The 25,533-nt window shown below is 40.5% G+C and carries 23 protein-coding genes, 1 riboswitch and 1 other annotated feature; of the genes, 9 read left to right on the forward strand and 14 right to left on the reverse strand.

Features of this window, described 5'->3' with window-relative positions; genetic code table 11:
- The first annotated feature begins 222 nt into the window (after positions 1-222).
- Complete coding sequence (locus tag IEO70_RS19515) at positions 223-1,491, forward strand: BaiN/RdsA family NAD(P)/FAD-dependent oxidoreductase (RefSeq protein WP_191000053.1); 1,269 nt, start codon at positions 223-225, stop codon at positions 1,489-1,491.
- A 185-nt stretch (positions 1,492-1,676) separates the two neighbouring features.
- Here the strand turns inward: IEO70_RS19515 and IEO70_RS19520 are convergent, their stop codons facing one another.
- The 6 genes from IEO70_RS19520 to IEO70_RS19545 all read right to left on the reverse strand — a co-directional run bounded on the left by IEO70_RS19520 (position 1,677) and on the right by IEO70_RS19545 (position 8,946).
- On the reverse strand, positions 1,677-1,862 hold the full coding sequence (locus IEO70_RS19520) for a sporulation protein Cse60 (protein ID WP_191000054.1): 186 nt from the start codon (positions 1,860-1,862) through the stop codon (positions 1,677-1,679).
- 498 nt (positions 1,863-2,360) lie between these two features.
- Positions 2,361-2,666, reverse strand: coding sequence for a rhodanese-like domain-containing protein (locus IEO70_RS19525; RefSeq protein ID WP_191000055.1), 306 nt, complete (start codon positions 2,664-2,666; stop codon positions 2,361-2,363).
- A gap of 613 nt (positions 2,667-3,279) precedes the next feature.
- A complete protein-coding gene (gene leuS, locus IEO70_RS19530) occupies positions 3,280-5,694 on the reverse strand; it encodes a leucine--tRNA ligase (protein ID WP_191000056.1) in 2,415 nt (804 codons plus the stop codon).
- Between the two features lie 74 nt (positions 5,695-5,768).
- Positions 5,769-5,997, reverse strand: a binding site (T-box leader).
- A 101-nt stretch (positions 5,998-6,098) separates the two neighbouring features.
- Positions 6,099-7,286 (reverse strand): MDR family MFS transporter, encoded by a 1,188-nt coding sequence (locus IEO70_RS19535; RefSeq protein WP_191000057.1) that lies wholly within the window; start codon positions 7,284-7,286, stop codon positions 6,099-6,101.
- A 231-nt stretch (positions 7,287-7,517) separates the two neighbouring features.
- Positions 7,518-8,321, reverse strand: a complete 804-nt coding sequence (locus IEO70_RS19540) for a TIGR00266 family protein (RefSeq protein ID WP_191000058.1) — start codon at positions 8,319-8,321, stop codon at positions 7,518-7,520.
- Between the two features lie 361 nt (positions 8,322-8,682).
- Positions 8,683-8,946 (reverse strand): YtzC family protein, encoded by a 264-nt coding sequence (locus IEO70_RS19545; protein ID WP_191000059.1) that lies wholly within the window; start codon positions 8,944-8,946, stop codon positions 8,683-8,685.
- Positions 8,947-9,340: 394 nt separating this feature from the next.
- Here IEO70_RS19545 and IEO70_RS19550 point away from each other — a divergent pair, with 394 nt between their 5' ends.
- Together IEO70_RS19550 and IEO70_RS19555 are read left to right on the forward strand one after the other, a co-directional pair.
- Positions 9,341-10,312 carry a TIGR01212 family radical SAM protein gene (locus IEO70_RS19550; RefSeq protein WP_191000060.1) on the forward strand — a complete coding sequence of 324 codons (972 nt, stop codon included), beginning with the start codon at positions 9,341-9,343 and terminating at the stop codon, positions 10,310-10,312.
- Positions 10,302-10,877 (forward strand): class I SAM-dependent methyltransferase, encoded by a 576-nt coding sequence (locus IEO70_RS19555; RefSeq protein WP_191000061.1) that lies wholly within the window; start codon positions 10,302-10,304, stop codon positions 10,875-10,877. The genes IEO70_RS19550 and IEO70_RS19555 overlap by 11 nt, the downstream gene beginning before the upstream one ends.
- A 329-nt stretch (positions 10,878-11,206) precedes the next feature.
- Here IEO70_RS19555 and IEO70_RS19560 read toward each other — a convergent pair whose 3' ends face one another.
- Positions 11,207-12,274 (reverse strand): tetraprenyl-beta-curcumene synthase family protein, encoded by a 1,068-nt coding sequence (locus IEO70_RS19560; RefSeq protein ID WP_191000096.1) that lies wholly within the window; start codon positions 12,272-12,274, stop codon positions 11,207-11,209.
- Positions 12,275-12,319: 45 nt separating this feature from the next.
- A complete protein-coding gene (locus tag IEO70_RS19565; protein ID WP_191000062.1) occupies positions 12,320-13,126 on the reverse strand; it encodes an alpha/beta fold hydrolase in 807 nt (268 codons plus the stop codon).
- Positions 13,127-13,271: 145 nt separating this feature from the next.
- On the opposite strand from IEO70_RS19565, the gene IEO70_RS19570 reads away from it, so the two are divergent.
- Complete coding sequence (locus tag IEO70_RS19570) at positions 13,272-13,790, forward strand: gamma carbonic anhydrase (protein WP_191000063.1); 519 nt, start codon at positions 13,272-13,274, stop codon at positions 13,788-13,790.
- 363 nt (positions 13,791-14,153) lie between these two features.
- On the opposite strand, the gene metK is transcribed toward IEO70_RS19570, so the two are convergent.
- A complete protein-coding gene (metK, locus tag IEO70_RS19575) occupies positions 14,154-15,356 on the reverse strand; it encodes a methionine adenosyltransferase (protein ID WP_191000064.1) in 1,203 nt (400 codons plus the stop codon).
- A gap of 203 nt (positions 15,357-15,559) precedes the next feature.
- Positions 15,560-15,667: riboswitch (SAM riboswitch) on the reverse strand.
- A 329-nt stretch (positions 15,668-15,996) separates the two neighbouring features.
- On the opposite strand from metK, the gene pckA reads away from it, so the two are divergent.
- The gene (gene pckA, locus IEO70_RS19580; RefSeq protein WP_191000065.1) at positions 15,997-17,583 is read left to right on the forward strand and encodes a phosphoenolpyruvate carboxykinase (ATP); all 1,587 of its coding nucleotides are present in this window, start codon (positions 15,997-15,999) and stop codon (positions 17,581-17,583) included.
- Positions 17,584-17,937: 354 nt separating this feature from the next.
- The gene (locus tag IEO70_RS19585; protein ID WP_191000066.1) at positions 17,938-19,173 is read left to right on the forward strand and encodes an IS110 family RNA-guided transposase; all 1,236 of its coding nucleotides are present in this window, start codon (positions 17,938-17,940) and stop codon (positions 19,171-19,173) included.
- A 266-nt stretch (positions 19,174-19,439) separates the two neighbouring features.
- Here IEO70_RS19585 and IEO70_RS19590 read toward each other — a convergent pair whose 3' ends face one another.
- From IEO70_RS19590 to IEO70_RS19605, 4 genes are all read right to left on the reverse strand, one after another.
- Positions 19,440-19,994 (reverse strand): nucleotidyltransferase family protein, encoded by a 555-nt coding sequence (locus IEO70_RS19590; protein WP_191000067.1) that lies wholly within the window; start codon positions 19,992-19,994, stop codon positions 19,440-19,442.
- Between the two features lie 763 nt (positions 19,995-20,757).
- On the reverse strand, positions 20,758-20,907 hold the full coding sequence (locus IEO70_RS19595) for a hypothetical protein (RefSeq protein WP_191000068.1): 150 nt from the start codon (positions 20,905-20,907) through the stop codon (positions 20,758-20,760).
- An 80-nt stretch (positions 20,908-20,987) separates the two neighbouring features.
- Positions 20,988-21,233, reverse strand: coding sequence for a DUF2584 domain-containing protein (locus tag IEO70_RS19600; protein WP_191000069.1), 246 nt, complete (start codon positions 21,231-21,233; stop codon positions 20,988-20,990).
- 27 nt (positions 21,234-21,260) lie between these two features.
- Positions 21,261-22,052, reverse strand: coding sequence for an alpha/beta hydrolase family protein (locus tag IEO70_RS19605; protein ID WP_191000070.1), 792 nt, complete (start codon positions 22,050-22,052; stop codon positions 21,261-21,263).
- A gap of 179 nt (positions 22,053-22,231) precedes the next feature.
- On the opposite strand from IEO70_RS19605, the gene IEO70_RS19610 reads away from it, so the two are divergent.
- From IEO70_RS19610 to IEO70_RS19620, 3 genes are read left to right on the forward strand one after another with little or no spacing between them, the layout of a single operon-like run.
- Positions 22,232-23,194, forward strand: a complete 963-nt coding sequence (locus tag IEO70_RS19610; RefSeq protein WP_407949820.1) for an ABC transporter substrate-binding protein — start codon at positions 22,232-22,234, stop codon at positions 23,192-23,194.
- 14 nt (positions 23,195-23,208) lie between these two features.
- Positions 23,209-23,994, forward strand: coding sequence for an ABC transporter ATP-binding protein (locus tag IEO70_RS19615; RefSeq protein WP_191000072.1), 786 nt, complete (start codon positions 23,209-23,211; stop codon positions 23,992-23,994).
- On the forward strand, positions 23,984-24,775 hold the full coding sequence (locus IEO70_RS19620) for an ABC transporter permease (RefSeq protein ID WP_191000097.1): 792 nt from the start codon (positions 23,984-23,986) through the stop codon (positions 24,773-24,775). The genes IEO70_RS19615 and IEO70_RS19620 overlap by 11 nt, the downstream gene beginning before the upstream one ends.
- Before the next feature lie 269 nt (positions 24,776-25,044).
- Here the strand turns inward: IEO70_RS19620 and ytkD are convergent, their stop codons facing one another.
- Complete coding sequence (gene ytkD / locus IEO70_RS19625; RefSeq protein WP_191000073.1) at positions 25,045-25,518, reverse strand: RNA deprotection pyrophosphohydrolase; 474 nt, start codon at positions 25,516-25,518, stop codon at positions 25,045-25,047.
- Positions 25,519-25,533: the final 15 nt, after the last annotated feature.

Genomic DNA, 25,533 nt, shown 5'->3' on the forward strand with positions numbered 1-25,533 from the left:
AATCCCTCTCTATTGTAGATCCTTATGTAACTCGCCCTTAATCTTACCACACAACCTGTCTGTATCTGAAATGGTTTTATTAGGCATTACATAGAAATAGCATTCTGTATCTGACTATTGTGACTTTTTCACCAGAATACATTCTATTCTACCAACTATTTTTATATAAGAGCAACTTCGATTATAATAATAGTCATGAAATATGAATTAGTTGGTGAAAACATGAAATTTGATGTAGTCGTTATCGGTGGCGGGCCCTCCGGTTTGATGGCAGCAATCGCTGCCGGAGAAAAAGGGGCAAAAGTGCTCTTGCTGGAAAAAGGAGATAAGCTCGGAAGAAAACTGGCGATATCCGGAGGCGGACGCTGCAACGTCACTAATAACTTGCCCGTAGATGAAATTATTAAGCACATTCCCGGAAATGGCCGTTTTTTATTCAGTGCCTTCAGTATATATAACAATAAAGATATTATCGCTTTCTTTGAAAAGCTTGGTGTTGCTCTAAAAGAAGAGGATCACGGAAGAATGTTCCCGGTCTCCAATAAATCATCCGATGTTGTCGATGCGATGCTGCGCCAACTCGAGCGCTACCGTGTCAAGGTGATGAAAAATGCGCCTGTAAAGGATATTCAATATATAGATGGACATGTAAGTTCTGTTTTATTAAAGGATGGACAATCATTCGAATGCGATGCTGTCATTCTTGCTGCAGGCGGTAAATCTGTCCCGCAGACCGGATCGACCGGAGACGGATATGCTTGGGCGAAAAAGGCCGGGCATACTATCACGGAACTGTATCCGACTGAAGTTCCGCTAACTTCCGGTGAACCGTTCATCAGAAACAAATCACTGCAAGGCTTGTCACTTCGAGATGTCGAGCTGAGCGTATTGAACCCAAAAGGAAAAGCGTTGATCACACATAAAATGGATATGATCTTTACACACTTTGGCATCAGCGGCCCTGCTGTTCTGCGTTGTAGCCAATTTGTCGTGAAAGCAATGAAAAAATGGAACTTGACGGAAGTGACGATGAAACTTGACCATTTCCCTGATTATAATCAAGAAGAGCTTTTCCAGCATTTCAATAAGCTGTTAAAAGATGGTAACAAAAAAGCAATCAAAAATATATTAAAAGGCGAAATGCCGGAGCGCTACTTGCAATTTTTATTGCATAAGGCTGAAATTGATGAAAATGAGCCGGGCAATATCATTGCCCATGATAAACTCCGGACGTTTGTTCAATTGTGCAAAGGCTTCACTTTTACCGTAAACGGAACGCTTTCTTTAGAAAAAGCATTCGTGACCGGCGGAGGCATTTCCGTTAAAGAAGTTCATCCGAAAGAAATGAGTTCGAAATTAATGAATGGTCTCTATTTCTGCGGCGAAATCTTAGATATTCACGGCTACACTGGCGGATATAACATCACGTCTGCACTTGTGACCGGGCGATTAGCCGGTGTTAACGCTGCCGCCTATTGCCGTTCTTTATAATAAGAAAAACCTCACCGGTCCTTTTCATTTTTGATTTCACTACTTGATTTTTCTTCAATGCAAAAGGAGCCATGCGGGAACCGAAATGCGGAAGCGACCCCTAAAAAGCACCGTATGAAATGAAGCTCTCAGGATGAGTGTCACAAACATAAAAAACAAGCTTGAGCGCAATGCCCAAGCTTGTTTTATTTTGTCCTATAAACAATCATCGCAGAAAAACAATAAATTTGTTCATCCTCATCTTCTCCGATTGCTGCTACATCATATTTAATATCAAGAAGCTGATCCTCTGCAATGTCTTTCAAGAAAGCGTTCATCTCTTTTTCTAAATCTTTCTCATGCTCATAATCAAAGACCTTCACTTTAACCATTTCAACCTCTCCCTTTTAAGCCTTTTCTTTCATTTTGACCAAAAAGACAGAAAAGTATAACATACAAAGAGGCTGAACGGGCTGCTTCTTTATGAACGAAGATAGCTGTCTAACCTTACACCTGACATACATGGTCTTAAGCTACCCCACCCAAGAAACCAAAACTCTAGCTGCAGCGGCCAGCCAGTTTTCATCTGCAATTAGACTTCCTTGAGTATCTTGTCAAATTCATGACTGACAAGTGATGAATTTGACAGCTCGAGGTCATAAGCCAAATCACTCCGGAAATTTGTCAATTTCCTACATGATTCGTCTTATGCTGGTCGGAGGCTCTCAGGACGAGAGTCACAGCGACGAAGATATGCGGACGTAGCGTTCTTAGTCACTGTTCTTTACTTGCGGGCCGCTTCCGCTTTTCGGTTCCCGCATGGCTCCTTTTTCAACGAGGCGAATCTAAGTAGCTTAATCATGTCGAAAAAGGACCGGTGACGTTTTTTCTTATTCCACTTCACCGCTCCAGCTGTACATGCCGCCCTCCATATTGACAGCCTGAATGCCGTTTGCGATTAAATAATGACAAACATTTTCGCTTCTGACCCCGCCTGCACAAATGATGTAATATGTCTGCTCCGAATCGAATACATCTAATTTCTCCGGAATTGTGTTCATCGGAATATGAATGGCATTCGGAATCATCCCGTTCGCTACTTCAAAATCCTCTCTAACATCAATGATATTCAACACTTCTTCAGCTTCCACCTTTGCTTGAAGCTCCCCGGCTGTAATCGTTTTAATTTCACTCATCCCATCTTCCTCCTGTATCGTTCATTAAACTGCTTTCATTGTAATCGTTGTAAAGGCGAAATTCACGTTACTTGCTTGATTTACTCTGTTGGCAAGGAGTTTTCATTGATTAAGCCACTTTTACTTGCAAGTTTACCAGTCGAAGCTCCTTCTCATGGTTAAATTCTGCACCAAACCAGGAACCGGCTCTTCGTTCACAAGGTTCCTCCTCAGAGAATAAACAGGTTTCTATCGTAATTCTTCCAGTTTTACAGTTTATTCTTCTACTTTTATAAACAATTCATCTGCTTCTCTCAACATTTCACCCCAATTCGCAAACAATTCATCCACTTTTTAAATTAATTCTTCCCAATTTGTGAATAATTCGTCCGACCCGCTGGAGCCAGTCCAGTAACTGTTTAGAAAGTCTTTCTAAACAGCATAAAAAATCCCGGAAAAACCATCAGGTTCATTCCGGGATTTTGTTTAAAGATAAATATATATTTTGGAACGGAGTTGAGTGTCCAATCTTACACCTGCCATGCTTGGTCCTCCCGCATGGCTCCTTTTTCATTGAAATGAATTAGTGAGGCAAATTCATAAATGAAAAAGGGCCGGTGACGGTATTTCTTAATTAATTCGCAACTATATTAACTAATTTACCAGGAACAGCAATTACTTTGCGTACTGTTTTTCCGTCGATTTGCTCTTTAATGGAGTCTTCACCCATTGCAATCTCTTCTAATTTCTCGCGAGTTGCATCAGCTGGTACCATTAATTTCGCTTTCACTTTACCGTTGATTTGAACAACGATTTCTACTTCATCGTCGACTAATTTTGCTTCATCATATGCAGGCCATGCAGCATATGCAATTGAATCTTCGTTGCCTAGCTTGCTCCAAAGTTCTTCAGCGATGTGCGGAACGATTGGAGAAATTAATTTCACGAAGCCTTCAACGTATTGTTTAGGCAATACTTCCGCTTTGTATGCTTCATTGATGAACACCATCAGTTGTGAAATCGCAGTGTTAAAGCGAAGGCCTTCAAAGTCTTCCGTTACTTTCTTCACTGTTTGGTGGTATACTTTTTCAAGTTTTCCTGTATCATCAGTGTCGACAACTTTAGATGAAATGTTGCCATTCTCATCAACAAGTAGACGCCAGATTCGGTCTAAGAAGCGACGAGAACCGTCAAGACCATTTGTAGACCAAGCGATTGATGCATCTAATGGACCCATGAACATTTCGTAAAGACGAAGTGTATCTCCACCGTGGCTAGCTACGATATCGTCAGGGTTTACAACATTGCCTTTAGATTTACTCATTTTTTCGTTGTTTTCACCAAGAATCATCCCTTGGTTGAACAGTTTTTGGAATGGCTCTTTCGTTGGAACCACACCGATATCATATAAGAATTTATGCCAGAAACGAGCGTACAGTAAGTGAAGAACCGCATGCTCAGCTCCGCCGATATAAATATCAACAGGCAGCCATTGTTTTAATTTTTCAGGGTCTGCTAAAGCTTCTGTGTTATGTGGATCGATGTAACGTAAGAAGTACCAGCAGCTTCCTGCCCACTGAGGCATTGTGTTTGTTTCACGACGACCTTTGCGTCCATTTTCATCAACAACATTTACCCATTCTTCAATGTTAGCAAGCGGTGATTCGCCAGTGCCTGAAGGGCGGATGTTTGTTGTTTTCGGTAATGTTAATGGAAGCTCTTCAACCGGAACTGTTGTGCTTGTGCCATCTTCCCAGTGAATAACCGGAATTGGCTCGCCCCAATAACGTTGACGGCTGAATAACCAGTCGCGAAGGCGATATGTTACTTTTTTCGTTCCAATCTCTTTCTCTTCTAACCAAGCAATCATTTTAGAAATCGCTTCTTCTTTATTTAAGCCGTCTAAGAAGCCGGAGTTAACATGAAGACCGTCGCCAGTGTACGCTTCTTCCTGAACATTTCCTCCTGCAACAACTTCAATGATAGGCAGATCAAATGTTTTTGCGAATTCATGATCACGCTCGTCATGAGCAGGTACCGCCATAATTGCACCGGAACCATAACTCATTAATACATAATCAGCGATCCAGATTGGCATTTTTGCACCGTTAACCGGATTGATCGCATAAGCCCCTGTGAATACGCCTGTTTTTTCTTTTGCTAAATCTGTTCTTTCAAGGTCAGATTTGCTGTTTACTTTTTGAATGTATGCTTCAACGGCTTCTCTTTGTTCTGCTGTCGTAATTTTTTCTACTAAACCGTGTTCCGGCGCTAATACTGCATATGTCGCACCGAATAATGTATCCGGACGAGTCGTGAATACTTCAAAGCTCTCATCATGTCCGTCAATCGCAAATTTCACTTCCGCCCCTTCAGAACGTCCAATCCAGTTGCGTTGCATTTCTTTTAAGCTTTCAGGCCAATCAAGCTCATCTAAATCTTCGATTAAGCGATCTGCATAAGCAGTGATGCGCAGTACCCATTGTCTCATAGGACGTCTTTCTACCGGATGTCCGCCGCGCTCACTCACGCCATCAACAACTTCTTCATTTGCTAAAACTGTTCCTAAAGCAGGACACCAGTTAACAGCCACTTCATCCACATATGCTAAACCTTTTTCGTATAGCTTTGTGAAAATCCATTGTGTCCATTTATAGTAATTCGGATCTGTTGTGTTCACTTCGCGGTCCCAATCGTAAGAGAAACCGATCGATTTCATTTGACGACGGAAAGTATCAATATTTTTCGCTGTAAATTCCGCTGGATCATTGCCTGTATCTAAAGCATATTGCTCAGCTGGCAGACCGAATGCATCCCATCCCATTGGATGAAGAACATTGTAGCCTTGCATACGTTTCATACGAGCTAAAATATCCGTTGCTGTATATCCTTCCGGATGCCCTACATGAAGACCCGCTCCTGATGGGTAAGGAAACATGTCTAATGCGTAGAATTTGCGTTTCCCTTCCTCTTCACGCGTTTTAAAAGTTTTATTTTCTTCCCAGTACTTCTGCCATTTTTTCTCGATTTCCTGATGATTAAAGCTCATCTAATTTCCTCCTAAATACAAACTAACTGCACGATACTTTGTTTTTTTATATACAAAAAAGCCCCTCATCCCTAAAAAGGGACGAGAGGATTATTGATTATATCTTCCCGCGGTACCACCCTAGTTGACGCTTTTAAAAAACGTCCCGCTCAAACATTTGTAACGTAAATGATACGGCAAGCACTACTATAATTCACACTTGCAGCTCCAAGGCGAGTTCACATAATTCCTGCACTGACTTGCACCGACCGTCAGCTCTCTGAAGCATTCCTTCATGCTACTAATCCTTTTCAACGCTATTATTTTTCAATTAAAAAGATGTTAACTGTTATTTTAGTAAATTTTAGAGAAAATTGCAAGTAGCCTTAGTATAACTCTATTTACAGTAAATTATTCAGTTAGAGTTATTCTGCCACTGCTACTTTTTCCGTTCTGGTTCTGGACAGCAATTTATCATAAAGAAGTGTCGTTCCAATCGCTACAACAAACAAAATCATTAATACGAAAAACATCATCTGCATACCATAAAAATCTACAAGCAACCCGCCCAATAAAGGTCCAATCATTCGTCCTGCTGTCGCTGTGCTGTTGACGATGCCCTGGTAAAAGCCTTCTTTCCCTTTCGGAGACAGCTCGCTGGCAATCGTCGGCACCGCAGGCCATACAAGCATTTCACCGATAGTCAATATCAACATTGCCGTTAAAAAACCGGAAAAATTCGTCGCAAAAGCTGCAATAGCAAAGGAGCCCATGAAAATAATCATCCCGACAATCATTTGCAGCTTCACTTTCTTCATGAATATGCTGATCAGTTTATTGACAAAAGGTTGCCCTAATACAATAAGTGCCCCGTTGATTGTCCATAGTAAGCTATATTGTCTTAGCGTCACGCCAATCTCCTGTGTATATGCGGAAATTGTTGCCGTCCATTGTACATACCCGACCCAACATAATAAATAACCTGTACATAGCACCAGCAAAGCATAAAGCATTCTATTGCTTTTCACCGGCTGTTGCAGAATGGCGCTCGCATTTACTTGAGGGTCGCTTTCAATATTTTTATAAGTCAATAACACTAACAAAAGAAAGATTACATACATAATCATATTGGCAGCAAATATATAATCAAAAGAGAAAGAAGCGATCAAGCCACCTAATGCAGAACCTACTGCTACACCCAGATTTTGCGCAACATAGACCGCATTAAAAGCTTTTCTTCCACCTTCTTTCCATACCGAACCTGCCATCGCATACATTGCCGGAAAAATCAAACCTGATCCGAATCCGATAATGATCATCCAAACCACATATTGCGGCCAGCCATGATTGATTGTCAGCCCGATCAATGCCGATAAAGTAATGACTGCACCAACGACAATGGAGCGATAACCGCCAATTTTATCAAATAAAAAACCACCTATTAAGTTTCCGATTACCGTCGCAAAGGCATTAACCATCAGCACTAAACCGGCAATCGATAACGATTTTCCAAGGTGATCGTGTAAATATATTGTATTTAAGGGCCATAAAAAAGAAGAGCCCGTCACATTAATGACCATTCCGATCACAATGAACCAAAGATTTCTTGGCATTTCACCATCCGCTCCCTGCTTCTATTTCGTATAACAAAATAATTTTAGTGACCTTCACTAAATTCTGCAACGAATAGTGCTTGGGATTGGTTAAGTTGTAATTTTGAGAATTTTTAGAGATACGTACTATCTGCTGAGCTATCTTCAAAGCCACATAAAAACGGAGTGACAGCCTAGTACTATCACTCCGTTTTATAGTAAATCTATATGAATAAGACTTATCTTTTCGCCTTAATTTGAACGGTCCCCACCTAAAATATCAAATAATCCATTTAATGCGCTGCCTTCATCTTTTCTTCCACCATTTGAAGGCGCAGCAGCAAATACACGGCTTGCCAAGCGACTGAATGGAAGTGACTGAATCCAGACTGTACCCGGACCTCTTAAAGTCGCAAAAAATAATCCTTCACCACCGAATAATGCTGTCTTCACACCTTTAACCATCTCGATGTCATAATCAACAGATTTAGTAAAAGCTACTAAGCAACCTGTATCAACCCGAAGCGTTTCACCAAGAGCCAAATCTTTACGAACGATCGTCCCGCCGGCATGTATGAAAGCTAAACCGTCTCCTTCAAGTTTTTGCATAATAAATCCTTCGCCTCCAAAGAAACCGGCGCCAATTCGTCTTTGGAATTCAACCCCGATGCTTACACCTTTAGCTGCCGCTAAAAAAGCGTCCTTTTGACAGATGATTTTGCCGTCATGTTCGCTTAAATCCATCGGAATGATTTTCCCCGGGTATGGAGAAGCGAATGAAACGCATTTCTTCCCTGTGCCGCTATTTGTGAAAGCTGTCATAAATAAACTTTCTCCAGTAATAACACGTTTTCCGGCTGAGAATAATTTCCCCATTAATCCTCCGCCTGAAGATTGATGAGAACCGTCACCAAAGATTGTCTCCATCTTGATACCGTCTTCCATCATCATTAAACTTCCTGCTTCAGCTACAACTGTCTCATTTGGATCCAATTCCACTTCCACAAACTGCATGTCGTCCCCGTGTAGTCTGTAATCAATCTCATGATTATTCATTTCTATTTCCTCCTCGAATCTTGCTACCTTGATTATACGCCCAATCAACGATACGGTTTCAAATAATTTAAAAAAGCTTGTAATCTTTTTCAGACTACAAGCTGACAGAATCCACAGGACGTGACGATCTTAGCCGATGTTTCTTTAAACGTGATTTTCATGTCTAACCTTCACCTGACATGCTGGGTCCTAAGCCATTCCCTCTATGAATCCAAAACCGGGATTCATGACGGGCTTGTCTTAGTCCTGCCGCATGTCTCTTCTTTGATTCGCGATTTTCCAGACCTTATCTCGCATCATTATATCTGCTAATTAATTCTTCATTACATTAAGCAAAGAAGGACCGGTTCCGGTTTTTCTTTTAATGTCTCAGTAAAATCATATTGTGCTGCATTTGTTCGATTTGCATTCTCATTCTCACCAACTGTTGGCGCTGCTGTTCATTGGCGCTTCGGGACATCATTTCTAATTCATTGTAAGCTGTCTCCAGCAATTGCTGGCTTTGTGTATATAAATCATCATTATAATGCTCCTGTTTAGACGCTTCCTCATATTGATGCTGAGCAAAACCTAACGCTTCCTCACAGTTTTGTAAACATGCATCAATCGATTGTCTAGTTGCCATTTTACATGTACCTCCCATAATAAAATAATATTGTTCATCTTATTGTGTGAGATTTATGTGCCTTCTATTTAAATAAAGTAGCCATTACTAAGTGGGAGTTTTTTCTTTATACCAACGAACATTAGTTGTCTAGCTACATCGACCAGCCCCTCGAGGTCATAAGCCATCTCTCCTCCAGAAATCAAAAACGGATTTCCTACAGAGAGCTGTCTTATGCTGGTCGGAGGCTCTCAGGATGAGAGTCACAGTGACGTTGCTACAGGACGTAGCGCCCTTAGTCACTGTTCCTTACTTGCGGGTCGATTCCGCATTTGGTACAGCCTTCAATGGATAACGTCGGGCATTCATGTTACAATATTTTTCATGCACAATTTTAACTAAGGAGGTTTCTGATTTGAATCAGAATAACCCATTTATATATGCAAGTGATGACAAACGCTATCACACTTGGAACTACCATTTAAGAAACACATTCGGACATAAAGTGTTTAAAGTTGCGCTTGATGGCGGCTTCGATTGCCCGAACCGTGACGGCACTGTTGCTTTTGGCGGTTGCACGTTCTGCTCTGCGGCAGGTTCAGGAGATTTTGCCGGAAATCGTGTCGATCCAATAGAAAAACAATTCGAAGACATTAAAGCGAAAATGCACCAAAAATGGAAGGATGGCAAATATATGGCATACTTCCAAGCGTATACTAATACGCATGCCCCATTGGAAGTTTTAAAACAAAAGTTCGAGCCTGCCCTGCAGCAAGAAGGTGTAGTCGGTCTATCCATCGCTACTCGCCCGGATTGCTTGCCAGATGATGTTGTCGAATATTTAGCAGAGCTTAACGAAAGAACATATTTATGGCTGGAGTTAGGATTACAAACTGTCCATGAGAAAACAGCTAACATCATTAATCGTGCGCATGATTATGAAACGTATGTGAAAGGTGTAGAAAAGCTTCGCAAGCACAATATCCGTATTTGTTCGCATATTATTAACGGCCTGCCACTGGAAACTCCTGAAATGATGCTCGAAACAGCACGCGAAGTAGCAAAACTTGATGTGCAAGGCATCAAAATCCACCTGCTTCATTTATTAAAAGGAACGCCAATGGTGAAGCAATATGAAAAAGGTATGCTGCAATTTTTATCTTTCGATGAGTACATCAAGCTTGTCGTCGATCAATTGGAAATCATCCCTCCAGAAATGATTGTTCACCGTATTACGGGTGACGGACCGATCGATTTAATGATTGGACCAATGTGGAGCGTTAACAAATGGGAAGTATTAAATGCGATTGATGCGGAGCTGAAACGTCGTGATAGCTGGCAAGGAAAATATTACACAGCTGTTGGAGGCAAAAACATTGAAGCTTGATCGAATCCTCCCATATGCGCGTATTTTACTAGAAAAGGCGATTTCATCCGGTGACTATGCGATTGATGCCACAGCCGGGAATGGTCACGATACGCTTTTTCTGACAAATCTAGTTGGCGAAGATGGACATGTATTCGCCTTCGACGTACAGGAAGAGGCAATCCAACAAACAAGGAAACGACTTGCCGAAAATAATGCTGAACAAAAAGCGACTTTGTTTCTGCAAAGTCACGACCAGCTGAAAAATGTCCTTCCTGAAGACTGTAAGGGTAAAGTAACAGCTGCGATTTTCAATCTTGGCTACTTACCTGGCGGAGACAAGTCGATCGTTACCGAAGCGGACTCAACGATCGCTGCCATTGAGCAATTGCTTGATTTGATGGCGATTGAAGGAATTATCGTCCTCGTTGTTTATCACGGTCATCCGGAAGGCGCGATAGAAAAAGATGCCCTGATGTCTTACGTGACAACTTTGCCTCAAGACCGGGCTCATGTCCTTCACTACGGCTTTATGAACCAAAGAAATGCACCGCCATTTATTGTTGCGATTGAGAAAAGAAAATAAGCAAGAAAAACCGTCACCGGTCCTTTTTCATTTTTGATTTCACTCCTTGATTTTTCTTCAATGAAAATGGAGCCATGCGGCAGGACTAAGACAAACCGCACAAGAAACCCGGTTTTGGTTTATTGGGTGGGATGGCTTAGGCCCGAGCATGGCAGGTGTAAGGTTAGACAGCTATCTAAGTTCAAAAGTATATACTATCTTATCTTTGAACAACTGGGTGCTGGAGCTGGACGTCTATACACTTTTTAACTTATACACAAAGTAGTTCCTTATAATTTCCTAAAGCCTCAGAAAAGGCCTGCGAGCAATATTTTGCTCACAGGCCTTTTTTAAAATTTCACACCGGACATAGCAAACTTGCCGGGTATCAGTTTCTTAATTGTTCGATACAGCTTTGCATTGACATAGAAAAAACGTGATTGTGCTCCCCCGAGCTTCACCATTCTTTTCGCCAACTGCTTCGTCTCTTTTTGCGAGTCAACTTTCTCATCTGATAAATATAAACCGAGCAGACCGCTATGAATCAGCTTATGAAAATCTTTATGAGGCAATTGTTGCAAATAGTGCTCTGCTTTTGTGACGAAATGCTCCATTCTGCTGTATAGTTCTTCACGGTTTTGATAGTAGGAGCAGAAATTCAAGTCTCCTCCTTCAATATCCTCCTGTTGATCAATAAAATAATCAAGCATAATATGGAGCCCTTGAATATAAGGAAAATAGCCTTGATAAATTTGCTCAGCCTGCTTCTCACCAAAATCATCGCGCAAAGCAGATGATATTAAACAGAAAATGCCCAGTGTCGAACCCGAACATGCAGAAAATTCAAACCAGCTCATATTCGGCAGCTGATTCTCATAAACAGAAAACCACTTTTTTAATCGATCCTCCCGCTCATGAACCGCTACATGCTTATGCACTTGCAAATCGGCATAATATGTGCAAAGCTCCTGCAAATAAGACTCAATGCAGTCATAACGATTCAGTTTTCTCATAAATGACTGACAAGCTTCCACCAACTTCTGCAAATATCCGCCATCATCTTGCTCTTTGCGGAAACGATAGTAATTCACTGTCTCTGACTGTTGCATTAAAGAATGAAACATCGCTTCATGCAGCGCTTCAAAATCCTTATCATACAGAGACGTGCTGCGATCGCATAAATTATCCAAATAGTCGCTGATTGTCTGGTATGCGACAATAAATGAAATCGCTTCGTGCTTATGCTCTTCCGCCAAAATTGCTAAAATGGCTCCACCTTCACAATGAAAATCTTTATATTCGATACTGGCGATTGCCTGCTCCCGAAGTTCGTCATCCGGTATGAGCATCGCTTCCCTTTTCCAATGATGCAATTGTTTTTGCACCTCAGGAAAAATCTCTTTATATACTTTATTCATTAACGTTATTGGTGTGGCCGGAATCTTCACAAGTAGCTCCTCCTTTTATGAAACAACATACCCTAATGTACGCAAGCGATTTTCAACGAATCCTTTTGCATAAAAAAACACATCTTCCCTTTCCGGTTCAAAGAAAAGCTCATGAAAAAGACCAGGCCATTCTTTATAATACTTCTCGCTGCTTGATATAAAATTAAACCACTCTCGGACATTCGTCTTATTAATCAGGCGATCATCTCCTGCCTGCATCACCATAATCGGAACATCTTCCAAATCCGGAATATTCTCAAAAGCTTCCTTAATACCAGTCAACAGTTCACGATAATAACGAACAGAGATTTTCGGCATAAATAACGATTCACTGTTCTTCGGATCGCGAAGTTCTTCGTTTCTCGTCAGCATGTCAACGGAGATTTTGGTAGAAGTTTTAAATGTTGGATAGGCGATGTTTAACAAAGCACTGGCAGCATGCACTGTTTTTGGCGGATATTGAAGTAGTCCAAGACATGGTGAAGTCAAAATCGTACCAGCTATATTCAGCTCTGATTCCTGCAATAAACGAATTGAAATCAATCCGCCTAAACTATGCCCTAATAAAAAAATCGGCAAACTGTATGAATAAGCACTGTGTACCCATTCTTTCACTGCCTGAATATATTCTCCAAAGGAGTCTATGTGACCTCTACTTGCTCTTGATGTCAAACCGTGTCCCGGCAAATCCCCCATTATGACATGGTATCCCTCGGAACGCCACTGATCAATTAACCAAGTGTACCTTCCCTGATGCTCCACAAACCCATGTACTATTACGATTACTGCTTTGGCATCGCCCGCAGCTTCCCATCTATACATGCTTTATCCTCCTTTAGGATATTTGTTGTCAACGTCTTATGTATAACTATTTAAAAGCTTAAAAGTATACAGAACTGTCATTGTCTAGTTAAACTATTATATATAATCCAAACTTAAAGGGCAATTTATCAAAGGAGCGTAAAAAATGGCAATCTATCCTTATCATCAAAAAACACCTACAATTCACGAAAGCGCATACATAGCTGATTATGCAGTTGTTACCGGAGATGTAGTCATCGGGGAACAATCAAGCGTCTGGTTTAACTCTGTTATTCGGGGAGACGTAGCTCCTACTATTATTGGAAACAGAGTCAATATTCAAGACAACTCTGTTTTGCATCAAAGTCCTAATAATCCGCTAATTCTTGAAGATGACGTAACAATCGGCCATAGTGTTATTCTGCATAGCTGTAAAATTAGAAAAGGTGCGCTCATCGGTATGGGCTCGATTATATTAGACGGTGCCGAAATTGGCGAAGGAGCCTTCATCGGAGCGGGCAGTCTCGTTCCTCAAGGCAAAGTCATTCCGCCTGGAGCAATGGCTTTCGGCAGACCGGCTAAAGTTGTTCGCGAACTAAACGAAGAAGATATTAAAGACATGCTTCGTATTAGCCGAGAATACGCTGAAAAGGGACAATACTACAAAAATTTACAATCTAAATAAACTGACACCTTATACAAGCTATTTTATCACAGATGATTAAATACCGATAAAGAAAGAAAAACTGTTACCGGTCCTTTTTCATTTTTGAGTCCGCCTCTTGAATTTACTTCAATGGAAAAGGAGACATGCGGGAGGACTAAGATCAATCACACGAGAAACCCGCCTTTGGTTTCTTGGGGGAGGCAACAAGTAATGAACATCGGCTAAAATCACCACGCCCGAATGTCTTTGTCGATATGACCTACATCCTGTAGGCCTCCGAGCATGGCAGGTATAAGGTTAGACAGCTTTCCAAGTTCAAAAATTTATACTTTCTTAAGAAGCAAAAAAAGCCCATGCAAATGCATGAGGCTTTTTTTCAATTTAGTTATTAGCTACAGCTGCTTTAATTTCCTCAGCTTTGTCTGTTCTTTCCCAAGGAAGGTCAAGATCTGTACGTCCAAAGTGACCATACGCGGCTGTGCCTTTGTATATCGGTCTGCGAAGATCCAACATTTTGATGATGCCAGCTGGGCGTAAATCAAAGATTTTCTCAACAGCTGATACAAGAACATCTTCTTCGACTTTACCGGTTCCGAACGTGTCGATAGCGATCGATACAGGTCTCGCTACACCAATTGCATACGCAAGCTGAACTTCAGCTTTATCAGCTAAGCCTGCAGCAACAATGTTTTTCGCCACATAGCGAGCCGCATAAGCTGCCGAACGGTCAACTTTAGTCGCATCCTTACCTGAGAAGGCACCGCCTCCGTGACGTGCATAGCCTCCATACGTATCAACGATGATTTTACGGCCTGTCAATCCGGCATCACCTTGAGGTCCGCCAATTACGAAACGGCCGGTAGGATTGATGAAGTATTTTGTTTGTTCATCAATCAATTCGGCAGGAACAACAGGGTTAATGACATGCTTCTTAATGTCGTTCTGAATTTGCTCAAGCGTTACTTCAGGGTTATGTTGCGTTGAAATAACTATTGTGTCAATACGCACCGGTTTGTTATTTTCGTCATATTCGACTGTTACTTGCGTTTTGCCGTCCGGACGTAAATATGCAAGTGTCTCATCTTTACGAACTTCCGCTAAACGTCTTGAAAGTTTATGTGCTAATGAAATCGGCAAAGGCATAAGCTCCTCTGTTTCATTACACGCGAAACCAAACATTAAACCTTGGTCTCCCGCACCGATTGCATCTAATTCTTCTTCGCTCATTGAGCCTTCTCTTGCTTCAAGCGCCTTGTCTACACCCGCAGCGATGTCGGCAGATTGCTCATCAATAGAAGTTAATACTGCACATGTCTCTGCATCGAAACCATATTTTGCGCGAGTATAGCCGATTTCTTTAATCGTATCGCGCACCGTTTTCGGTATATCAACATAAGTGCTAGTCGTGATTTCACCGGCAACAAGCACTAAACCTGTTGTTACGGAAGTTTCACATGCTACGCGCGCATTTGGATCTTTCTCCAAAATGGCGTCTAAAATACTGTCAGAAATTTGGTCACAGATTTTATCCGGATGACCTTCTGTTACTGACTCAGAAGTAAATAGTCTACGTTTATTGGACATCAAAGTACCCTCCTCAATTGTGTTCGAGGTAATATGAATGATTATTACTATTCATTTTTCCCTCTTTTGTTGACGGGATTCATTTCTCTTGGAATGAGAAAATTAGAGTGGTTGAAAAGAAGTTTTTTTACGCTTATGCAAATAAAAAAACCTCTCCTTGATTTTGAGGAAAGGTAGTGATCGTTTGTACATTTAGCCTTTCGCTCTTATCGTTCAAGGACCATTGCCTTGCACCAGGTTAGCACCTTTGCTTAATAAGCAGGTTGCTGGGTTTCGTAGGGCCTGTTCCCTCCACCAACTCAGGATAAGAGAATCCGTTCATTTAAGAATGATAACACAAACAATTTAATTGTCAACAATAACACTCTGTGATGATTTTCAAAAGTATAACGAAATTATTTGAATGTTTTATGTTTTTAAGCTAATCATTCGTTTATAATGAGGCAAACCATTGTATAATTAGATTGAACAGTGCTTCTGGCATACAATGCAAAGACGACCTGCAACCGGCACCTTAATTGAAATAACTTTCTGAATTTAAGTCAAATTAGTATAGACTATTTATTTTAATGTGTTATACTATTTGATAAGTTTATTAAACATCTAAAATAACATTATAGATAAAGGATGGTATCTCATAATGAATACAATTGAAATTACAAATGAGCTGCATGCGTTACTACATGGAGCTAACATAAGTGTACAACTGTCTGTACCACAATTGGTTGAAAAGGTCTTGCAACGAAACGAAGGTGTACTGTCATCTACCGGTGCCGTTAAAGCAGAAACAGGTAAATATACTGGGCGTTCCCCTAAGGACAAATATACTGTAGAAGAAGAAACTTCTAAAGACAAAATTGACTGGGGATCTGTCAATGAGCCTATCTCTGAGGAAGTCTTTTTAAACTTGTATAACAAAGTACTGTCATATTTAAAAGAAAAAGACGAAATATTCGTATTTAATGGCTACGCTGGCGCTGATACGAAATCCCGCTTACCTATTACAGTCATCAATGAGTATGCATGGCACAATTTATTTGCACATCAGTTATTCATCCGTCCGACAGAAGATGAGCTGAAAACGCATGAAACTCAATTCACAGTCATTTCAGCCCCTAATTTTAAAGCTGACCCTGCAGTGGATGGAACAAAATCAGAAACTTTCATTATCATTTCATTCAAGCATAAAACCGTTTTAATCGGTGGTACGGAATATGCCGGAGAAATGAAAAAATCAATCTTCTCTGTAATGAACTATTTATTGCCTGAGCAAGGAATCCTTCCGATGCACTGTTCAGCAAACGTAGGAAAAGAAGGAGATGTTGCTTTATTCTTCGGTCTATCCGGAACAGGTAAAACAACATTATCCGCTGATCCTAACCGTAAATTGATCGGTGATGATGAGCATGGATGGTCTTCAAATGGCGTATTCAACATTGAAGGCGGCTGCTATGCGAAATGTATCGACCTTACGAGAGAAAAAGAGCCTCAAATCTTTGATTCTATCCGATTCGGCTCTGTATTAGAAAATGTTGTTTTAGATGAAAATACAAGAGTAGCGGACTATGCGGACAAATCATTAACGGAAAATACACGTGCTGCTTATCCAATTGATGCAATGGATAACATTATCGTTCCAAGTATCGCTGGACACCCTAACACAATTATTTTCCTGACTGCTGATGCATTCGGCGTATTGCCTCCAATCAGCAAACTGTCAAAAGAACAAGCAATGTATCACTTCCTAAGCGGTTACACTAGTAAACTAGCTGGAACTGAGCGTGGAATTACGTCTCCGGAAGCAACTTTCTCAACTTGCTTCGGTTCACCGTTCTTACCGCTTCCTGCAACGGTTTACGCTGAAATGCTCGGACAAAAAATCGACGAGCACAACGCAAATGTATTTTTAGTTAACACTGGTTGGACTGGCGGAGAATACGGAGTCGGCAGCCGCATGAAGCTTGCTTATACTCGCGCTATGATTCAAGCTGCTCTTGAAGGAGACTTAAATAACGTTGAAACTGTAAAAGACGCTATTTTCGGACTTGAAATACCGCAGCACGTACCAGGTGTGCCTGATGATGTTCTGCAACCGCACAAAACTTGGAATGACAAAGCGGCTTACGAAGCAAAAGCAAAAGAATTAGCTGCGAAATTCCGTGAGAACTTCAAAAAATTCTCTAATGTCGCAACAAGCATTAAAGAATTAGGCGGTCCGATTCAATAAGATAATTAGCACCCTTATTAGATATACAATTAACACAAAAACCGTCAGAGGAAATTTAAAGATTCTCTGACGGTTTCTCTTTTCTTATTAAACTAAAGCCCCTGTTCGTATTATAAGGTTGACCAAGTTAATTGGTTGACCTTTTTGTTTGAGGTCTAGAATACTAGAGGTAGCTGGGGTAGAACGTAAGCCCCTGTGGGATTCAATCCCGACAACTAAACCGTTCGCCCCCTACTTATAGAAACATGATTGAAGCTGGTTGGGACTTAGATCCCGTATAACAAGCGAAGCTATGACACTATAAGGAGCCATCTAGGGGTTACCAGCTAATTTATTGAGGAGGAGGAGATCATCATGAATCCAGTCATTGGTCTGGATGTCGCAAAAGGAGAAAGTCAGGTTCAAGCATTCTTGGAGAAAAAGACACCCTATAAAAAGAGCTTTAAAGTCGCACATACACTAGAAGGATTACAGGAACTACATGCATTTGTCAAAGAGATAGAAAACTTAACAGGCTCAAAACCTCCCTTCATTTTGGAGTCCACCGGGCATTATCATATGCCTGTTGTACAGTATTTCGAAAAAAGAGGTTATCTGTTAATCATTGTGAACCCACTCATTTCATATAAAGCAAAAAGTTCGAGTTTACGTAAGGTCAAAACAGACATAATTGATGCCCACCACCTCTGCGAGCTGTATTACAAAGAGGATTTAGAGCCATATAAAAAGCGAGGCATTCAGCTTTTAAACCTGCGTAATCTGACGAGACAGCACGAGAATTTGACAGGTATGTTTGTGCAGACGAAGTTGCAGTTTCAATCCGTGCTGGATCAAGTATTTCCAGAGTATGTAGGTGTATTTGGAGAGTTATATTCGGATGTCTCTTTACTTACTTTATCAGCCTTCCCAACCTCTGAAGAGATCTTGGAGGCTGGTGAAGAGACCTTATCTATGAAGATTAAGGAACTGTGCAAGAGCCGATCTCAGAAATGGGCCCGTAATCAAGCTACCAAACTGATGAAAGCAGCTAAGCGAAATCCATTTCAGCAGACCTTATATCATAGCCACCTGATTAGTTTAGAGATGCTTATTAAGATTCTTCTTGAGTACAAAAAGCATCTATCCAAGCTTGAAGAAGAGATAGATGCTTTAGCAAAAAATATAGAAGAATATAAGATTATCCAATCCATTCCTGGAATCGGTGAAAAAATCGCGGCAACGATTATTTCTGAAATTGGAGAAATAGATCGGTTTAATCACCCTAAAAAGTTAGTTGCCTTTGCGGGAATCGATCCTAGCGTATTCGAGTCTGGCACCTTCAAAGGTACCAAGAATCACATCACGAAAAGGGGTTCCAGCAGGCTTAGACATGCCTTGTTTACAGCTGTCCGATGTGCCATTCGAGATGCACGTAAAAAACGAACGACAAAAGAACTCATCCCTAGAAACAAGAGACTACGTGAGTTTTACGACAAAAAACGGGACGAAGGAAAACCGTATCGAGTATCCATTATTGCCTGTGCTAACAAGCTTTTAGGTTGGATTTACGCTCTTTTGAAAACCAAAACAACATTCCAAGATGTTGCTTAAAATAAATTTTCACATATATTCAAGGAACTTCCATAACGTTGAAGGAAGTTTATTTGTCATGCCTTATTTTCAGTATAGCATGTCAAAATTATATGATTAAGTGAAATGTTTGACAAACTATTAGCTGGTTTTGTTTAAGTAAAGTATTTCACAATTCAACCTAGCTTTCATACTCAAAGAGACACTAAATTCTAGTTAACATTACTTACAAGCATAATGTCATAAAAAGAGGATAAAAAGAATGCCATCTTCGCTGAAGAATAACATTAAGCTTCTATAAATAAGCCGGTCCAGATTGTATCCCATTTTTTCACCCTCATACGTTCACTGTATATTGAATGTAACTTTCTATCATTTTGATAGTAGGGAGTAGGTTTAACTATCTTTTTAAACAAATCCTCTAGTCCGTATGGAGCCATTATTTCTAATTCACTATTACACATTTTTACAGCAATTGCAGTAGGTATTTCAGTAAAATGGGCAACGCCATCAAAAGAAGAATTATAAGGTTCAAATCCATTTTTCAAATGCATTCTTGCCTGATTTTTTACTGACCAGGGTTGATTAGGAACTATAATTTCTAATTTTTTTTCTAATTCTTTTTCTGTTTCCCAAGTTGTATCTGACCTATCGAAATATACAACATCAATGTCATTTATTGGTGTATTAATGTTGTGTAAAACATCCCATACTTTATTTCTAATGAGTCCAGCAGAAATCCAAGCATCATTTAAATTTAACTTCTCAACGGCTTTTAATAAAGATATTATGTAGTCGTCTGTTTTAATAATTTCTATCAACTGATTTTCGTATTTAATCACATTACTTCTCCTCAAATCATATCTACTTTGTTAAACATTATAACGTAAACTTTCATTAGATTTTGCTTTTTGAATTATTAACATCTTCATCCGCTAACCTGCTTCGTTAATGAAAAAGCGACTGCTCATATTTCGCAATCGCCCCTGCTAGTTGAATAAAAACTATTACTTTATTCTCTTGTGCCATCCATTTTCTACATATATTATAAACCTAAAACAGGATAAGGACGTGTTTCTCTATGGTTAATAGCACGGTTGTCTTTTTTATAGTAGTCTCAACAATTCTGATTGTGTCTCACTATGTGAGTAAAATCCAATTAGATAATTATACATCGAAGCCTGTTAAACTATATTTAATACGTGCAAGTATAGGGATAATACCAGCCTTTTTTTTAGCTTGCTTTTTATATATTATATTCGCTCTATTGAATAACTAAAACAAAACAAAATAAGGGACAGAGAGTTATACCCTGCCACAAAAAAACAACTCCCTTCTTCCACTAACCTGTCCTTCGTTTTATAAGGTTAGACCGAATTTAACCTTAATTAAATATTCGATTATGTTCCCTCGTATTCCTTCTCGTTTAATCATCTATGGTTTTCACAAGCGAATTAACAAGCCAAATCGCAAACTGACAATAGCTATTGTCACGGTGTTAAATAACAAGCTAATTACTATGCCAATTAAGTAACCAAAAGAGGCGTTGTTTTCATATAAATCCTTTTATACCAAAGAAAAACCGCACTGAAATATCGGTGCGGTTTACATTGTTAATTGTTGTGTTATACGGTTTGTTTTTGTTGCCGCATTATCTTTTTGCCGTTTGCCTTCTTTAAATATGAGAACATCTCCTGCCGTAACGTCTCCTGAAATCAGCTCTTGTTTGACACCATCTACCTCAATAACAACCAATGGACCTTCCTATATGATTTTTCAAAGCCATTTTCAAAGCCATTATAGTAGAGAAAAAAAACAGACCCATTTACGGTCTGTTAATTAGTGGAATGAAGTGATGTCAATTCATATGTAACTATTGTTTGATTGTCTTCCCAAGTTACCTTCTTTACAATACCGGTACCGATTAACTCACTATGCTTTGTTTTTTGCACAGAAATCGGAATATCCAATGGATAAATTCGGTAACCGCTTTTCGTTAAAGTAAAATCATTGCTAGTGCCCAGTCTTTTTTCTTTTCCCTTTGTGACAATCATTGTATTAAGCTCTAATGGCATTCCCATAATGATTCCCCCTTTTCACCTATTTTATCATGACTGGCTATGCGCTTTCATCCAGTTTACTAATTTTTTCACTGTATCTCGATTTTCCTGAGGAGGGAAGAAATGTGTGAAATCAGCAAAGTACCACGTCTCCATTTTCTTTCCGTATTTCTTCAGCCTGCTTTGAAGAAGCTTTGCTTGCTCAATCGAAACATTGCTGTCACGCTCACCATGAATAATTAATATTGGACACTCCAGCTTCTTTAGCTCTTCATCCGGTGTTCTTTTATTATATAGCTCCGGGTACTTGGAAGGAGTTCCACCAATGACTCGCTTCATCATCCTGCGCATATCGACTCGCTCTTCATAAGTCAACACCATATCACTGACACCGGCCCAAATAACAAGAGAGCATATGCCAGACACAGAAACAGCTGTCCATAATGCCATAATGCCGCCTCGTGAAAATCCAAATACATGTATTTTATTGACTCTTTTCAGTTGCTCAAGAACCTTGACTGCCGCTATCGCATCATTACGATCATCGCCGGCAAAATCCTCAAAGCCCTCACCGCCTAAATTGCCTCGATAGTAAGGAGCAAACACAATCATTCCTTCAGCCGCAAATTGAATAATGCGGCCAGGCCTTACTTTTCCGACATTGTTAATGCCGCCTCGCAAATATACAAAACCGTCCATCGGTTCATTTCCATCCGGTTCAGCCAATAATCCTTTCACTCTCAATCCGCTGCTTATGTAGGTGACGGTAGATAAGCGGACGGACGGATTCGGCGACGGGAATGGCTGTATCGAAACAATTGTTCCATCTATTTGTGTCAAAGAAATCAACCTCTCGTTTATTCCTAAAGTTCATTGAAGAATTATCATTCGAGTTCCATAGGCAATCACACAATTTTCTATAGTGCATACGATATCGTACTAAGCAGTGCCTATATTACTTAATTAAGGAGGAACCCGCATTGAAAAAGCAGATAAGAATATTCATCCAATTATCGCTTATTATATCACTTGCCGTCTTCATTACAGCGTGCAGCAGTACTGAAACAAAAACAGTTCGTGTCGCGGAAGTAACACGCTCCATCTTTTATGCACCTCTTTATGTTGCAATTGAACAAGGCTTCTTTGAAGAAGAAGACCTGGAGATTAAATTGACAACAACGTGGGGCGGCGATAAAACGATGACTACTTTGCTGGCTGACGGAGCTGATGTGGCATTAGTCGGTTCTGAAACATCGATTTATGTGCATGCTCAGGGCTCGAAAGACTCTGTAATAAATTTTGCCCAACTCACACAAACAGACGGTACCTTCCTCGTAGCTCGTGAAGAGATTGCCGACTTCTCTTGGGATATGTTAAAGGACAGTGAATTTTTAGGACAGCGCAAGGGCGGCATGCCTCAAATGGTTGGAGAATATGTATTGAAGCAACATGGCATTGACCCGTTTTCCGATTTAAACCTCATTCAAAATGTTGATTTTGCCAATATACCGAATGCCTTCTTGGGAGGAACAGGTGACTTTGTTCAATTATTCGAACCACAGGCAAGCATATTTGAACAAGAAGGAAAAGGTCATATTGTCGCTTCCTTTGGAATGGAATCCGGTAAGGTTCCTTACACAACGTTCATGTCTAAAACCAGTTATTTAGATAAAGAATCAGAGACGGTACAAAAATTCACAAACGCCATCCTAAAAGCACAAACATGGGTACAAGATAAAAGCGCTGCAGAAGTCGCTGAAGTCATTTTGCCATACTTTGAAGACACGAGTGTTGAACTGATTGAGACTGTTGTCGATCGTTATAAAAATCAAGATTCATTTGCGACTGATCCTATTTTAGATGAAGATGAATGGAATAATTTAAAGGCTATTATGGGTGAAGCCGGAGAGCTGCCTTCAGATGTTGATCATGCAACACTGGTCAATACTGATTTTGCCCAAAAAGCGCTAGAAAATGAGTGAGGAGGCTTTACTAAATGAGCTTCCTTACTCTTAACAATATTCACCACGTTTACTTCACTGAAAAGCAAGCAAACTTAGCCCTTGAAGATATTTCACTCAGCATCGGAAAAGGAGAATTCATATCAATTCTTGGTCCGAGCGGTTGCGGCAAGACGACTCTGCTCTCAATCATCGCCGGGCTTCTGAATCCTGTGCACGGTACGCTACATTTGGATGGAGCGCCATTAACAGCCAGTGATAAACAAGAAATCGGCTACATGCTGCAGCAAGATTATTTGTTTCCATGGAAGACAATTAAAGAAAATATATTGCTGGGATTGAAGCTCCAAAAAAGTCCTCAGCCCAATCTCGAAATCCGAACGCTGAAGCTATTAAATGAAATCGGACTTTCCGATACGGAAAATTCATTTCCTAATCAGCTATCCGGAGGTATGAGACAAAGGGTTGCTCTCGTGCGTACCTTAGCAACCGACCCGAAAGTGCTGCTGCTTGACGAGCCTTTCTCAGCTCTTGATTATGTTACAAAGCTTAAGCTGGAGGATCTCGTTTTCTCCACATTAAAGACATTTAAAAAAACCGCTATACTTGTTACTCACGACATCGGGGAAGCTATTGCGATGAGTGATCGGATTTACTTGTTTTCAGCTAATCCCGGCAAGGTCTTCCGTACATTTGACGTGCCGGATGAAATGAGAACAATCACACCGTTTGAAGCGCGAAATCACGCGAAGTTCTCTTCATTATTTCAAACGATTTGGAAGGAGTTTGAAGCCATTGAAGAGCATACAAATGAACATTAAACAATTGCATCATCAATTTTTGCAAAGCATCATAAAAGAGAAGCGACTTGTCCGCATCTATCAGGCTCTGATATTCATCACTTTCTTTTCGCTTTGGGAAATAGCCAGCCGCTTTTCATGGATTGACCCGCTTATTTTCAGTTCGCCGACAAAGGTTGCTTCCCTCTTCATTGAGAAAATCAACGACGGCTCTTTGTTATCGAACATAGGTGTTACCTTATTCGAAACCGTTCTCGGCTTTGTTCTTGGAACACTTGCCGGGACATTGCTCGCAGCTACGCTCTGGTGGTTCCCTTTTTTCTCAAAGATTGCCGATCCTTATTTGGTCATTTTGAACGCTATGCCAAAAGTTGCACTCGGACCGATACTAATCGTAGCATTAGGTCCCGGTTTTACCTCTATTATTGCAATGGGAGCAATCATTTCCGTTATCATCACTACTATCGTCGTCTACACATCTTTTAAAGAAGTCGACTATAACTACCTGAAAGTATTGCAAACATTCGGAGCGACCAAACGGCAATCCTTTCAGGAAGCTATTCTCCCTTCTTCAATGCCGGTCATTATCTCTACTTTAAAGGTAAATGTCGGATTATCTTGGGTCGGTGTCATAGTCGGAGAGTTTCTTGTTTCCGCAAAAGGTCTTGGTTATATGATTATTTACGGATTTCAAGTCTTCAATTTTACATTAGTGATGCTTTCACTGCTGATGATTGCCCTATTCGCGACCATCATGTATCAGTTAGTTGAGATGCTTGAGCGCAAGTTAATTAAACGATGATGCTGCATAAAGAAAAACCGTTACCGGTCCTTTTTGGTAATGCGCATACTCCGGACTTCCAGTGAACTTCAGATGCATACCTTCTTACGATATGGGTTACAAATCAAAAAGGAGCCATGCGGGAGGACTAAGAAGAATCACGCAAGAAACCTGCCTTTGGTTTCTTGGGGGAAGCTGCTTAGGACCGAGCATGGCAGGTGTAAGGTTAGACAGCTATCTAATTAAAAATAACATTATAGTCCCAAACGTAAAAATACGGGACTATAATGTTACAAAGAATGCTTTTCTTTAATTATTTGCAAACTTAGCTTCATAACTTGATCTCGCATAATAAAGCTATACTGCTCTTCATCGAAGGAATCCGGCAATTGCGGTAAAATCATCGGACCGTCCGTTTCTAAATAGTTCTCTTTCTGTTGCAGTGCTTCCGTTTGAGCAAAGTACACGTCTTTCACAAAAAAATCTTGCCCATCATCCACTGAATACTGTCCGATATAATGAAGCTCTTTTATAATCGCCCCAGTCTCTTCCCAAACCTCACGAATCGCCGCTTGTTCGATTGTTTCTCCCTTCTCGAGCTTTCCGCCCGGGAACTCCAATCCTCTTGTTTTATGTTTCGTCAATACCCAGCCTTCCGGACTTCGCACAATAACCAATACATGCTTCGGTTCAGAAGAAAGGGGATGAAATTCGGTAGAGAAATGCACTTGAGAGCCAAGCACATCAGCAAATGTGTAATCCATATAGTCCTCCTCATG

Origin of the sequence: Peribacillus faecalis, assembly GCF_014712675.1 — a bacterium.
Taxonomy (GTDB): domain Bacteria; phylum Bacillota; class Bacilli; order Bacillales; family DSM-1321; genus Bacillus_AD; species Bacillus_AD faecalis.